This window comes from Acinetobacter sp. YH12052 (assembly GCF_013419835.1).
GTDB lineage: Bacteria > Pseudomonadota > Gammaproteobacteria > Pseudomonadales > Moraxellaceae > Acinetobacter > Acinetobacter amyesii.
The window spans coordinates 118542-132818 of sequence record NZ_VOZI01000001.1 but is presented as its reverse complement, the minus strand read 5'-3'; the positions used below and the strand labels follow the sequence as shown (position 1 = coordinate 132818).

9 protein-coding genes and 2 pseudogenes are annotated in these 14277 nt (G+C 40.3%); 2 read left to right on the top strand and 9 right to left on the bottom strand.

Annotated features, from left to right (window positions below):
- Positions 1-80: 80 nt before the first annotated feature.
- The 4 genes and pseudogenes from FTU06_RS00555 to FTU06_RS16960 form a co-directional block, all read right to left on the bottom strand.
- On the bottom strand, positions 81-1607 hold the full coding sequence (locus FTU06_RS00555) for a fumarate hydratase (protein ID WP_078189659.1): 1527 nt from the start codon (positions 1605-1607) through the stop codon (positions 81-83).
- 659 nt (positions 1608-2266) lie between these two features.
- Positions 2267-3169, bottom strand: a complete 903-nt coding sequence (locus FTU06_RS00550; RefSeq protein ID WP_180144327.1) for a hypothetical protein — start codon at positions 3167-3169, stop codon at positions 2267-2269.
- Positions 3153-3874: pseudogene (locus FTU06_RS00545) on the bottom strand (DUF2515 family protein). The gene FTU06_RS00550 and the pseudogene FTU06_RS00545 overlap by 17 nt, the downstream one beginning before the upstream one ends.
- 185 nt (positions 3875-4059) lie before the next feature.
- A pseudogene (locus FTU06_RS16960) lies at positions 4060-4415 on the bottom strand (hypothetical protein).
- An 88-nt stretch (positions 4416-4503) separates the two neighbouring features.
- On the opposite strand from FTU06_RS16960, the gene FTU06_RS00535 reads away from it, so the two are divergent.
- Positions 4504-5187, top strand: a complete 684-nt coding sequence (locus FTU06_RS00535; protein WP_180007187.1) for a hypothetical protein — start codon at positions 4504-4506, stop codon at positions 5185-5187.
- Positions 5188-5275: 88 nt separating this feature from the next.
- On the opposite strand, the gene pta is transcribed toward FTU06_RS00535, so the two are convergent.
- The 3 genes from pta to FTU06_RS00520 all read right to left on the bottom strand — a co-directional run bounded on the left by pta (position 5276) and on the right by FTU06_RS00520 (position 10453).
- Positions 5276-7417 carry a phosphate acetyltransferase gene (gene pta / locus FTU06_RS00530; RefSeq protein WP_180004548.1) on the bottom strand — a complete coding sequence of 714 codons (2142 nt, stop codon included), beginning with the start codon at positions 7415-7417 and terminating at the stop codon, positions 5276-5278.
- 59 nt (positions 7418-7476) lie between these two features.
- On the bottom strand, positions 7477-8694 hold the full coding sequence (locus FTU06_RS00525) for an acetate/propionate family kinase (RefSeq protein ID WP_078189653.1): 1218 nt from the start codon (positions 8692-8694) through the stop codon (positions 7477-7479).
- A gap of 493 nt (positions 8695-9187) precedes the next feature.
- Complete coding sequence (locus FTU06_RS00520) at positions 9188-10453, bottom strand: glutamate-5-semialdehyde dehydrogenase (protein ID WP_180144324.1); 1266 nt, start codon at positions 10451-10453, stop codon at positions 9188-9190.
- A gap of 303 nt (positions 10454-10756) precedes the next feature.
- Between FTU06_RS00520 and FTU06_RS00515 the strand changes: the two genes are divergently transcribed.
- Positions 10757-12085 carry an alpha/beta fold hydrolase gene (locus FTU06_RS00515; protein WP_180144320.1) on the top strand — a complete coding sequence of 443 codons (1329 nt, stop codon included), beginning with the start codon at positions 10757-10759 and terminating at the stop codon, positions 12083-12085.
- A 28-nt stretch (positions 12086-12113) separates the two neighbouring features.
- Here the strand turns inward: FTU06_RS00515 and FTU06_RS00510 are convergent, their stop codons facing one another.
- Positions 12114-12983: a class I SAM-dependent methyltransferase gene (locus tag FTU06_RS00510; RefSeq protein ID WP_180144316.1), complete on the bottom strand. Its 870-nt coding sequence runs from the start codon at positions 12981-12983 to the stop codon at positions 12114-12116.
- A 130-nt stretch (positions 12984-13113) separates the two neighbouring features.
- Positions 13114-14136 (bottom strand): beta-N-acetylhexosaminidase, encoded by a 1023-nt coding sequence (gene nagZ, locus FTU06_RS00505; RefSeq protein WP_180144313.1) that lies wholly within the window; start codon positions 14134-14136, stop codon positions 13114-13116.
- Between the last annotated feature and the right edge of the window lie 141 nt (positions 14137-14277).

Here is a 14277-nt window from a genome sequence, read left to right as displayed (position 1 = left end):
GTCATTCGACAGACAGTCTAAATATTGACAATAAAAAAGCACCCGATGGGGTGCTTTTTTAGATCTTGAATGTGGCGAAATTAGTTCGCAGCAGCATCAACTACTGGGATTTTACCAATTTTTGCTTGCCAGATTTTTGGTGCAGTTGCGTGAACAGAAGTACCATTTACGTCAACAGCTACAGATACAGGCATGTCTTTTACAACAAATTTGTAGATCGCTTCCATACCTAAGTCAGCAAATGCTACAACTTCAGCTTCACGAATCGCTTTCGATACTAAGTACGCAGCACCACCGACAGCCATGAGGTAAGTTGCTTTGTTGTCTTTGATTGCTTCAACAGCAGCAGGACCACGATCCGCTTTACCAATCATACCGAACATGCCAGTTGCTTCAAGCACTTGACGTGTGAACTTATCCATACGTGTTGCAGTTGTTGGGCCAGCTGGACCAACAACTTCGTCACCGACTGGATCAACAGGGCCAACGTAGTAAATAAATTTACCTTTTAGGTCAACTGGAAGTTCTTCACCTTTGTTTAACATGTCAACCATACGTTTGTGCGCAGCGTCACGACCTGTATAGATTGTACCGTTAAGAAGTAGTGTGTCACCAGGTTGCCAAGAGTTCATTTCTTCTTGAGTGATGTTATCTAAGTCAACACGTTTAGATGTTGATGAATCCCAAGTTACCGCAGGGTAGTCTTCAAGGCTAGGCGCTTGAATATGCGCTACACCTGAACCGTCTAATTGGAAATGCGCATGACGAGTTGCAGCACAGTTAGGAATCATACCTACTGGTTTACCCGCAGCGTGACATGGGTAGTCTTTGATTTTGATATCAAGAACAGTCGTTAAACCGCCAAGACCTTGAGCACCAATACCTAAAGCATTTACTTTTTCGAAGATTTCGATACGAAGTTCTTCGATTTGGTTTTGTGGGCCACGACGAAGGAGTTCGTCCATGTTGATTTCTTCCATCAATGCTTCTTTTGCAAGCATCATGGCTTTTTCAGCAGTACCACCAATACCGATACCGAGCATACCAGGAGGACACCAACCTGCACCCATTGTTGGAACAGTTTTAAGTACCCAATCTACGATAGAGTCAGAAGGGTTAAGCATTGCAAGTTTAGATTTGTTTTCTGAACCACCACCTTTAGCAGCAACAGTAATATCAACTTTATTACCCGGAACGAGTTTGTAGTGAATTACAGCAGGGGTGTTGTCTTTGGTATTTTTACGACCAAAAGCAGGATCAGCTAATACTGATGCACGAAGAATGTTTGAGTTTTCAAGATAACCTTGACGTACACCTTCGTTAATTGCATCGTCTAGGCTCATGGTTAAATCAAATTTAACGTCTAAGCCCACTTCAAGAAATACGTTCACAATACCCGTATCTTGACAGATAGGACGATGGCCTTCTGCACACATACGAGAGTTAATTAAAATTTGTGCAATCGCGTCTTTTGCGGCTTTGTTTTCTTCACGGTCATACGCACGGCTCATCGCTTGGATGAAGTCCTGTGGGTGATAGTAAGAAATGAACTGAAGCGCATCTTTTACCGATGTGATCAAGTCATCTTGCTTGATAATAGTTGTCATACAAATATCTCTTGAGCGGGCTGATAGCTAGCGGGCTAAATTATAAGACAAAAATACAGTTGTGTGGGTATTTCGCTTAATCTTTGGCCGAAAGTTTAATAGGCTTAAACAGCGCCATATTTAACTGTCATAAATGGCCTGAAAATGACATTTTAACTGTCATATTTCATGAAATATTTGTCACATAACTAGAGGAGGAGATATGTTTTAATTTTTAAGATATTGAAAATAAACAATATTTATTTTTTTTGAAAATTTTATATTTGTCATATAACTGTCATATAACTTTTACATAATGACGTCATCAAAGTTAGAGTGTGAATTATATGGTTACTCCAGTGTTGTCAGTTATTGGTTTTTCTCTATTTATCGCAGCAACTTGGTTCTACGGTCAACAAGAAGATCAAGCCTAAAGCTTTATCTTCTTTTTTTTTGCTTTAAATTTTATAAAAATAATATTCTTCTTCAAATCTTCAAATCTTCAAATCTTCAAATCTTCAAATCTTCAAATCTTCAAATCTTCAAATCTTCAAATCTTCAAATCTTCAAATCTTCAAATCTTCAAATCTTCAAATCTTCAAATCTTCAAATCTTTAGTTTCAATGATCAATTTTGTGTAAAAGTGCTTTAAAATTGAGTCTAAACGCGACAACATTTGATTATTTAACATATTGCCAAACATCAGGATCTTCATAATTTTCATCGATATGGTAGCCTTGTACTATAACTTCTTTTTCATCAATTTCTCTTGATTTTTTATTTCTTATCAGCGCATTTGCAAATGCTTGTTCTAACTCTTTTGAGGTCATTTTGTAAGTATCAATATTATTCTCTGAATCATCCATTGAATTTCTTTCATCATAACGAATCGTATTGAAAGCATAACGAACCATATATTGTTCTTTACCATCTTCAGTTTTTTGAGTTTGTTTTATACTCAGATCCAAAAGAATACCATTGGCATATAATCGGTAGCCTATAGTGTTCCCTCCAACTGTATTTATTATCTTTTTCCATTCTTCATAATTAAAGATATAAGTCGGGTCAATGACATCACCTGATTTCATTAGATATCGAATATTATCTTCCTTTGCTATTCGTGCAGAAAAACGATAGAAATAATTTTTCCATTCGGCCTGATTTATACGTCTCATTAAGTCAACATAAGCTTGGTGGGCTTGTTCAGGACGTACAAATTCCTCTTTGTTTAGCCCTGCATTAATATCAAGCCCTTGTATTCCATCCTCATTATTAAACGATGTTCCTAGAACTGAAAATACATGATCTATCACTAAGCTATTCTCACCATTTTCAACTTTAATCTGACCTAAGTTGGGTGGTGTAAAATCTAACTCTCTAAAACCTGCTCTAGATGGATGACTATCGGGACGCCCAAGATTATGTTGAGAAAAATCTTTAAACCCTTGTTGGCCTAAATGTAAACTAAAACGCTGTTGATTCATGACATTATTATTCTCTGTATTTTTTGCACTAGGTTGACAAGCTGAAAGGAGATAACCCACCATAAAAATAACAATGCAGTAATTAAATTTTTCCATCATTACTATCCTTTCCAACTGTAAAATTAGCTTTGCTATCGCCCCATTTCGCAATAATTTTTAGTTCTTCTTCTAAAAAGTATCTTCCTTTATCACTTTGCATTAAACGATGATATTTTTCTGCTGCTTTTTTAATCCATTCCATACGGCTATCATAATTGGCGACTTTAGTGTTTGATAATGGTTCGCTGTATACTGTTTCTGGTACCTTATCGAGTACACCGGCGTGTCGCCCCTGATATTCTCTTTCCATGTTTTTGATATTATAAGAACTCGGCAGAATACTTTTCAATTTTGGTAGATATTCAAAAGCACTTTTAATTTCTAAAGTGCTTTTAAGTTTTTAATTATGGGTAAACAATTTGACCAAGGAACGTTTATAACTTCTTCTTTAATATGAGTAAATTTGGAAACATCACGTTGAGTTCGGCATTGATTAAAAGAGGATGAAGACATGCTCAAAGCATAATGCCAAGGTGCAATATCCATAAATAGCCATAAGTTACCTTTTGCAAAAGTATGTACAGGATCACGAATTACCCCTAGTGGAATCCATTTATATTCCCATGCAGTTAAACCATGTTTAAAATGGCAGCTAAGATTTTTTGAAACAAATGCACCTAAGCCCATCCAATAGTAACGGCCAACTAAATCTTTGTTTCGATGTTTTTCTTTTTCTAGATAAATATTGGCATAAACTGAAGCAATACGTCACGCCCTAGTTTCATATCCAGGCTCTAATTTATGTAAATTTTTCCTTTTATTTTTTAAATTAGATATGTGTATCAGAGTTTCTTGTTGTTGTATTTCCCAAAAAGTTAAGCAATCACACTGTGCGGTTTTACAGCTGTTTTCTGTTGTATTTGTATTACCTTCCCAATCTAAACTTCCCACTATTCATCCCCATCATTCGGTTCAGCTTCTAACTTCATCCAATTCAAATCCAGCTTTAAGCTTTCTTCTTGTAAGGAGTTCACTCGTTTAGAGCGCCCTTTATTATCAGCTATAGCTGTCAACTCATCAGACCCGTTTGAGATTTTATAATCAGCATTTTTCAAGGGCTCACCAGAGGGTAATAACATCTGAAATTTTTCGTTATAAGCTTCGTAAGCTGGTAACCCTTTAAGATTTACACCTACTTTCAGCCCCCACTTTTAAAGATGTGTTGCCCTGCTTTAGCCTCAAATTTTGCAGGTGTAATCAATGTAATCCCATTCTTATTTAGTATGATTTGAGAACCACCAGCCATATATTACCTGTTTTTATTAAATTCAAAAATTAAGCTCGAAATTGACTTAATATATAAAACGAATATTTCAAAATTTTTTAATTTAGATATGACTTTCATCATTGCCCTTCAACTGAAGGATAGCATCGTTGTTACAGCAGATAAAAAAGTGGTTGTCATAAGTGAGGAAAAAATAGACAGCTTTAACGAATGTCATACATTAAAACTTCATACTTGGGATAATGGAATTATTATTGGAACAGGAGAGAGCTATGTAATACATCGGTCCATAGTTCTTTTCAAACAACTAGCGTATTCAAATATTCATAAACTACCTCAATGCTTAGAAATATCAAAACAAATCAGAGAATTAGAAATAGGGAAAAATCACTATCAGGTCGAGAATACCAAACTTCTTTGTAGTAGCTATAGTGAAAATGGAGCTCAACTTTATAAGATAGAGCGTTTTGATAGTGCACAACCTCTTACATTCACAGAGATTGAACCAATGGATATCACAGTATGGATGTTTGACCCCAATATTGAATTAATTTCCACAGATCTACAGAATCTATATACAGATTTAAAAGACTATGCAGCGTTTTCTAATCAAGCAGAATGGATCAATTACTATCTTAACCGTATCGCTCCGATTTACAAAAAGCAAAGCCAGCAAGATTCACTGATGAGTCAGAGCTTTGATTTCTTTTTTCAAGCGAAGAATGAATACATTATTGGTCATGTACCAAATACTCAAAATTCAGCCATAGAATTTAAAAGAAATTTCTACTAATTCTGAGTCTTTTCAACATAATGGCAGTTATACAAAACAAAAAACCACCCAGTCTTTCGAAAGGGTGGTTAAGAACTCGAAACTAAAATTAAGCTTCTTGTTGTTCGGATTGAATCGCCGTTAATGCAATGGTAAACACGATGTCATCGACCAATGCGCCACGAGACAAGTCATTTACAGGCTTGTTTAAACCTTGCAGCATTGGGCCAACACTGACTACATTTGCAGAACGTTGAACTGCTTTATAGGTTGTATTACCTGTATTTAAGTCAGGGAAAATAAACACATTGGCACGACCAGCCACTTTAGAGTCAGGTGCTTTAGAGCGTCCCACACTTTCCACCGATGCAGCATCGTATTGAAGCGGGCCATCAATCAGTAAGTCTGGGCGGCGTTCTTTGGCAATACGTGTTGCTTCAGCCACTTTTTCGACATCTGCACCTGCACCAGAAGTACCTGTTGAATACGAAATCATTGCGATACGTGGGTCAATACCAAAAGCTTTTGCTGAATCTGCAGATTGAATCGCAATCTCTGCAAGCTGTTCTGCATTCGGATCTGGATTAATGGCACAGTCACCGTACACATAGACTTCATCTGGTAGCAGCATAAAGAACACAGAAGAAACCAATGAATAATCAGGTGCAGTCTTAATCAATTGGAATGCTGGACGCACTGTATTCGCCGTAGTATGTACTGCACCAGATACAAGGCCATCCACTTGATCGAGTGCAAGCATCATGGTGCCTAAAACCACGGTGTCTTGTAGCTGTTCGCGTGCTTGTAGATCATTGAGTTTGCCTTTACGCAGCTCAACCATTTTCGGCACATAGTTTTCACGAATCAGATCAGGATCAATGATTTCCAAATCATGTGGAAGTTCGATATTACGTGCTTTTGCAACTTCAATCACGGCTTCAGGTTTTGCCAATAAAATACAGTGTGCAATGCCACGTGATTGACAAATGGCAGCCGCTTGAATGGTCCGTGGTTCATCACCTTCAGGTAGAACAATCCGTTTTTTCGCAGCAATGGATTTTTGTACCAATTCATGACGGAATGCAGAAGGGGACAAGCGTGGTTGATACGAACCATTCAATACTTCAGTAATCCACTCAGCATTAATGTGGCTTGAAACAAAGCGAGTCACTTGCTCTGCACGTTCTACGTCATCGACAGGAATTTCATTGCCTAAATTTGAAAGTTGTTGTGCCGTTTCAAAAGTGCTTAAAGGCGTATGTAAAATCGGTAAGCCTTGCTTAATCGCGGTTTGGCAGAAATCCAAAACTTGCGGGTTCGGTTGATGATGTTCAGTCAAAACCAAACCGGCAAGTGGAATACCATTGCTACTTGCAAGGCTAGAAGCCAACAACACATCAATACGGTCAGAGGCGCTGATAATCAGTTCACCTGCCACAAATTTGTGAAGTTCATGTTCAATATTAGAGGCAACTAAGCTGCTATGTAGTACACGGCGATGAGCAGCATCGCCTTGGTTGATCCATTCCGCTTGAATATGCGTCGCCAAGTCAGACATGCGCGGTACGCTGAGCGTATTACTAAATGGAACGAGGCCAATAACAGGTAGCTGTGTAGAACCAATTTGCGGATTACTTTGTTGTAATTCGAGTACAAATTTATTGGTGTCACTAATTAAACGCAGATTTGGATCAAGTGTGACAGGAATTTGCGCAGACTCTTCTGGCAAGCCACGTGTGCGCATAAACAAAACACCCGCAGTACGTTCAGATGCAGCACCACCAAATTGGCGTAGTGAACTGTCAATTTTCTCAGCCGTTTTCGTGGCATTTTGAATATCTGCTGTGCTGACAATAATCACTTTGGCATCGAGTGCTTTTGCTAAAGTCGCATTCAGTTCTGAGGCAAAGTTATCTCGGCTGTTTGGAACCAAGCCTTCAACAATAATTAGGTCATGCTTTTTTGCAATTTCACGGTGCAAACGAACCGCTTCTTCGAGCAGTTCATCACTTTCATCATGACTGAGTTGTTTCACGATGGTGGCATGGTGAATGGGTTCTACCGTTTCATTATTAAATAAATGACGATAAAGAGCCGTTGTACGGTCTACAGTATCTGCGACATTTTCCTGTGAAAATGGTTTCAGAAAACCTGCTTTGACCCCTTGGCATTCCAAAGCATAAATTAAACCTAAGCATGCAGATGTTAAACCTACACCTTCCCCAGTTGGCACGAGTAAAATTGTTTTCATACGGTGTCTAAATTAAAGCTAAAAATTAATATTGAAGGCGAAGGGGCTGATGCGATTGCTTATGCAATCGCAGCTTCAGCATCAGGCTTTTTTGTAGCAGACGCTGTCACCTCGTCTACAACATGCTCAGTTTCTTTGGCAATACGGCCTTCTTCATCGGTAGGAACAACCCAAATTTGTGGGCCAGTACCGTGGTCAATACGACCTTCCGTACCGCGTTTTAAGTTGTCATTTAATTCTTTACTAAGGTTGAAACCAAAGTGTGGTAAGTATGAAACCGTTTTTTCACGAATGTAGGCAGAGTTTTCACCAATACCACCGGTAAAGAATAAACCGTCAATACGTGGTAGACCACAGCTGAGACCTGCTAAAGATTTTGCTAAACGGTAGCAGAATACTTCAATGGCAAGCGCGGCATCTTCGTTACCTTGTTCTGATGCTTCGATCAATGTACGCATGTCATTTGATAGATCAGACAAACCGAGTAGGCCTGATTGGCTGTTCAGCATTTTGTCGATTTTGTAGATATCCCAACCTAAGTTGCTCGCAAGGAAGCTGTGAATACTTGGGTCAACATCACCACTACGTGTGCCCATCACCACACCTTCAAGTGGTGTTAGACCCATTGACGTATCTACAGATTGACCATTCCAAATCGCACAAGTCGAGCTACCATTGCCTAAGTGAGCAGTTAACCAGCCACCTTGTTTAAAGCTGCCTGCCAACATTGAGCCACGCTCAGATACGTAGGCATGGCTAGTACCGTGGAAGCCATAACGACGTACGTTATGCTGTGTGTACAAGAATTTTGGTAATGCATAGCGGTATGCATGAGACGGCATTGTTTGGTGGAATGCTGTATCGAATACGGCTACTTGCGGAAGTTCAGGGAACAAACGCATGGTTGCTTCGATACCCACCAAGTGAGCAGGGTTATGCAATGGCGCAAGCGGTGTAGCTTCACGAATACGTTCAATAATTTCTGGTGTTAATAGCTCAGCTTTGGTTAATGTACCGCCGTGTACCACGCGGTGACCAATCGCTTGAGGATTATGGTGAGCCAAACGCTCTAAAATAGTTTCGAGGGCTTTTTCATGGTCAGCATGTGGAATAGACAGCTCAAGCGCAGCACCACCCGTAGTGACCCCTTTAATACGTGCATCAGCAGAACCTAGGTTCTCGGCCAGACCAAAAATACGATCTTCACGGCGCTCAGAAACTAACGCATATTTGATAGAAGAAGATCCGCAGTTAATTACTAATACTGATGTAGACACGTTTAAATACCCGAATTCTAATTGAAATACTTATCCATAATGTTGATCTGATTGCAGTTGTATTGATTGATGCAATTTAGATCTGTGATGATGTTTTATCATGGGTTTTTTTATCGTCCTAGATAGACTTTAGGAGATTAGACTTAAGCACTATCGACCCTGAGCACAATAATAATTAAAATTTATCAGTTCATAGTTTTCATTTATTAATAAAATAATCCTCAAAATTTATACGATTTAAGAGATATACATAGAACATAACATGCGGTTGCTGCGCTGTAATCCTAAAATTGTTGCAAAAAAGCAGGTAAATTGAACTTTTCTTATTCTTCTTAAGCATTTAATTGTCAAAAAATCTGTTTTCGATTCTAAATCCTGTGTGTTTGCAGGATTATATTTCAATATGTGAACCCTGGGTCTAGTTTTTTAAATCGCCATAAAAAAAGCTGTGCCTTTACTTAGAAAAGCACAGCTTTCATTGTCTTATTGGGTGTTATTGGCGAATTTGACCATCACCAAATACAATCCATTTTTGAGAAGTCAGACCTTCTAGGCCGACTGGTCCGCGTGCATGGATTTTATCGGTTGAAATGCCGATCTCAGCACCAAGACCATATTCAAACCCATCTGCAAAACGCGTCGAGGCATTGATCATCACTGAACTCGAATCTACATGCGCCAAGAACTGACGAGCCAGACTAAAGTTTTCGGTAATGATCGAGTCGGTATGGTGTGAGCCATATTTGTTGATGTGCTCAATCGCTTCATCTAAGCCAGTAACGACTTTCACTGCCAAAATCGGGCCTAAGTATTCGGTATACCAATCTTCTTCAGTTGCAGGAACAATCGATTCACCCAAAATGCGCTGCGTTTCAGCACAGCCACGAAGTTCAACTTTTTTCTCCGCATAAAGTTCAGCAATGCGTGGTAAAAACTCTTCAGCGACATTTTCATCGACAAGTAAGGTTTCCATGGCATTACATACGCCATAACGGTGTGTTTTGGCATTGAGCGCAATAGGTAATGCTTTTTGCAAATCAGCCTGAGCTTCCACAAAAACATGGCAGTTACCATCAAGATGTTTGATGACCGGCACACGTGCTTCATTGGTAATACGCTCAATTAAGCCTTTACCACCACGAGGTACGATCACATCGACATATTCAGGCATAGTAATTAATTGGCCAACCGCAGCACGGTCTGGGGTATTAAGCACTTGAACGGCATGCTCAGGTACACCTGCAGCAGTTAAGCCATGTTGAATCGCTGCTGCAATTGCTTGGTTAGATTCCAAAGCTTCAGAACCACCACGTAAAATAATCGCGTTACCTGATTTAAGCGCTAAAGATGCGGCTTCAAGGGTGACATTGGGGCGAGATTCGTAAATCATGCCGACAACACCTAGCGGCACGCGCATTTTGCCCAGCTGAATACCTGTCGGACGAAAGGCCATATCGGTAATTTCGCCAATCGGGTCAGTGAGTGCGATCACATCTTTTAGACCTTGGAGCATGCCTTTAAAGCGTGTGGGGGTAAGTTCTAAGCGATCAAGGAGAGCACTATCCAAGTTGTTGTTATGCGCTTTGGTCATATCCACTTGGTTAGCTGCCAAAATTGCAGTTTCACTGTTTTGTAAAGCAGTATAAATTGCTGATAAGGCATTATTTTTAGTCTGGGTAGAAGCCCCTGCGAGCACACGTGATGCTGTGCGTGCTTGCTGTCCTACCGTTTGCATGTATTGTTCAATAGACTCTTGCATAGCGGTTTGATCACTTAGAAATTTCAACTCGATATTAACAGCCTGTGACTGAACAATGAAGCACTTAAGTGCATATTCGACTGTACTTGCTGACCAGAATTAACATTTTGAAATTGTTTTTAGAACAAAAGTAGATAAGCGGCGGGGATATCAGTTGCTTGTAAAATGAACCTCTGTATAGAATGAAACAATAGCGACATTGAAGTCGTACAAATAACGATTAAAGAGCAGGACGCTAAGTCGAGCAGAGTCTCTAAATGAATTCCTGACAATAAAAATAAGGCAGGAATGGAGGAAAGGAATATGAATTCCATTATCCAAATGGATCCCACCGTACAGGAAAGTACGCATTACAGTTTTTTCGATCTGTATGACAAGCAAAGCTTTAAACAGCCTGCCAGAACGACATGGATTGATGGCTGGAAGGTCGAATATATGGCTATTGCACAACCTGAAACCATTCATCGCACCCCGATTGTTATTATTGGTGGGGCATTTCAAAACTTTAATTCCTACAAATATTGTGTCGAACAACTATTTGCGGCAGGACCTATTATTTTAATTGATTTACCCTCTATGGGCTCAAATCAGCAAATTACCAATGTCGATACTTCGGTGTCGGCAGGGACTTTAGAGTTGGGTGATCTGGCGCAGATGTTGGGCGTTTGGTTGGATATCGTCGGGCTAGAAAAAGTATCCGTGATGGGGATGTCACTAGGTTCAGTGGTGGCTGCAGGACTGGCGGATCAACGTCCTGAATTGATTGACCGCATGATATTGATGGGCGTAATGCAAAAAACGCGCAAGAGCTGGCGCATGTTGCTTGAAGAATCCTTGCATTTGATGAAAGAACAGCGCATGGATGAATTTGGTCAAGCGGTGATTTTATATTTGGTCAATCATGCCAAACTGGATGTGACGCGGATGTCACCGACAGCGAAGCGTTTGTTCTTTAGACAAATGGCTGAATTCACCAATACCGAACAAGAGCGTTATGACATTAACTGTAATCGTTTGCTGCGTTTGCAAGACGTGCCGATTCCACAGTGTGATGTTTTGGTGTCATGCGGGCAGTACGACAGTTTTACTTTGCCGCATGAAAATGCAGGCTTTGCCTTGCAATGTCCGAATATGCAATTTGCCATGATTGCCAATGCGGATCATTTACCGCAGTTGCAACGCCGTAAGGAAACCATGAATTTGTTTGCAACTTATCTACGCGGTGAGTCTATTCAGCAGTTGGACGGGATCATTCCAATGAGCCGTGAGCAAATGCAAAATATTGAACGCCGTGGCGAAGCGCGTGTAAGTGTACAACAGCCATTCACGCATTTATCTCATCGCCATTCAGATCTCGTGGTTGACACTCAAATTACGGATTTAAATTATTTCGGCGTGTTGCTGAATGTACAGGCTGAAATGTTGGACTGCATGCACGCATATCCACGGGATTTGGCATTACATCTAGAAGATGAAGAAGGTGAGTTTAAAATTGAATGTCTCATCTTTGACGTTGTGGATACGCAGGTTCGAGCTTTGTTTAAGCATGGTAGTTTTGAGTTGGCAGAGCGTCTATTGCGCTTTGTACAACGCCAAAAAGAAGATGTGTTGTTATTAGAAGACGTAAGTTAAAACATGAACAATTAAAAAAAACAGCGCGTTAGCGCTGTTTTTTTGTTTTGGCATGCACCATCCAAACCAAATCTCCACAGTGCTGCTCTGCATCGTGAAATGGAATCACTTGATCTTGTTGCTGTTGTGGAAAGTATAAGGCCGGCTGAACGACGTCTACTTCTTCAAATCCTGTATGACTGAAAAACTGCTGTAATTCAGCAGAGGATTGAAAATGAAAAGTAAAAGCGCTGCGAGACATGACTTTGAGTAATTTACTACTGGCCCAAATAAAACGTGCTAAACGGTTCTTGACGGGTTCAGGATAGATGTCGGTCAGATAATGTAATTCCTGAAATGAGGCGCCATATTCGGTGATCCCTTGCAATAACTTATTCAGTAGCGTTTGATCAAAATAATTAATCAGCCCCTCGCTAATCACCACCAATGGACGTTCAGCGTCAAAACTCTGAAAAATACGTTCAAAATCTTGTGTGAAAATGTCGCCAGTTAAGACCTCGGGGGCATGCGGGTCAATCTGTTTGAGTGCCTGTGTTTTGATTTTTGCCATATCCGGCAAGTCGAGTTCACGATAGTTAATTTCAGGATGCTTGGTGCGAAAATTCCAACCGCGCGGGGAGAGGCCACAAGCAATTTCGAGGACTTGTAGCTGAGGGTGTTGGGCAATGAGTTGATCTAAATGTTGATCGATCATGGCATGGCGCTGTTTAAGCGTCGAACGCATGCTACCGCCCACATTTTTTTCTGCCCAGCTTTCTAAAGGATGGACTAAACGTGCTAAAAATTTGCCTTTACGTGTGGCAAAAACGGGATGCGAAATCCCCATGCTGTACCAAATATAGCCAGTGTAATGTGCAGTAAAAGAAATATGTCGATGTTCCGATAAACTTTGTGTCATGTCGTCCTGACCTAATGTTGTTTTTATTGGCAATTTTTGTATAGCGCCGAAGCACTTATTTTGTCTTCATCATAAATCAAAAAGGAGCACCTTGTCGTGCTCCATTTTCTAGAATTTTGAAAGTCTTGGATTAGCAATATTGATTTTTAAAATCCACAATACGGTTACGCACGTTTTGCCAGTCCGCCCCGAGTTCAATGCTTTGTCCAATCTCAATCTGTGGGATTTTACCGCGCATACGTTCTAGGCGTTCTTGATTTGGAAGAGCCAAGTTTTGAATGCCATCCAGCGCAATGCATGCAGATTCACGGTTATTACACACGAGGCCCATATCACAACCTGCATTTAATGCTGCTTGGATACGAGCATCTGCGCCGCCAGCGACACAAGCGGCTTGCATGCTTAAATCATCGGAGAATAAAATGCCATCAAATTGGAGCTCTTGACGTAAGACTTTCTGAATCCAATACGGTGAAAATCCAGCAGGATTAGGATCAATATTTTCATAAATCACATGCGCAGGCATTAAGGCATCAAGCTGTGGTTGCAGTTGAATAAAGCTTTGCATGTCTTTTTGATAGATTTCTTCATAACTACGATGGTCAATGGCAGCAGCGACATGTGAATCTGCTTTCACCGAGCCATGGCCTGGGAAATGCTTACCTGTAGATGCCATTCCTGCACGTTTCATACCTTTTAAGAAAGCACTTGCCAGTGGAATGATATCTTGCATATTTTTGGCAAAACCACGGTCACCAATCACATCACTAACATCATTTAAATCCAGCACAGGTGCAAAACTGAAATCGATGCCGACCGCCAGGACTTCAGCTGCCATCAACCAGCCACATTGTTCAGCCAGTTCAACTGCTTTTTCAGGTTCAGTTAAGTAAAGTTCACCAAACTTACCCATAGCTGGTAGGAGTGTGAAGCCTTGCTTTAAGCGTTGTACACGACCACCTTCCTGATCGACCGCAATTAAAATATCAGGACGAATTTGACGCATATGGTCGGTCAGGGCACGAACTTGTTCAGGAGATTCAATGTTACGACCAAATAAAATCATGCCGCCAACTTGTGGTGCTTGTAATAGTTCAATATCTTCTTGGGTAAGTTCTGTGCCAGCAATGTCGAGCATTAATGCGCCAATCATATTCGGTGTCCGTGTTGGAATTTTTAAGGAAAAACAATACCTGAATTCTGCAATGATTTGCTACACTTTGTCAGCAGAGAATATGATAAAACTACACGACATAAACATATTAAGTTGTTTAAGATTTTGAATCTATTCAAT

Coding starts and splice junctions, on each gene's coding strand:
- FTU06_RS00555 (WP_078189659.1), bottom strand. CDS start 1,607: ATGACAACTATTATCAAGCAAGATGACTTGATCACATCGGTAAAAGAT.
- FTU06_RS00550 (WP_180144327.1), bottom strand. CDS start 3,169: ATGATGGAAAAATTTAATTACTGCATTGTTATTTTTATGGTGGGTTAT.
- FTU06_RS00535 (WP_180007187.1), top strand. CDS start 4,504: ATGACTTTCATCATTGCCCTTCAACTGAAGGATAGCATCGTTGTTACA.
- pta (WP_180004548.1), bottom strand. CDS start 7,417: ATGAAAACAATTTTACTCGTGCCAACTGGGGAAGGTGTAGGTTTAACA.
- FTU06_RS00520 (WP_180144324.1), bottom strand. CDS start 10,453: ATGCAAGAGTCTATTGAACAATACATGCAAACGGTAGGACAGCAAGCA.
- FTU06_RS00515 (WP_180144320.1), top strand. CDS start 10,757: ATGAATTCCATTATCCAAATGGATCCCACCGTACAGGAAAGTACGCAT.
- FTU06_RS00510 (WP_180144316.1), bottom strand. CDS start 12,983: ATGACACAAAGTTTATCGGAACATCGACATATTTCTTTTACTGCACAT.
- nagZ (WP_180144313.1), bottom strand. CDS start 14,136: ATGATTGGCGCATTAATGCTCGACATTGCTGGCACAGAACTTACCCAA.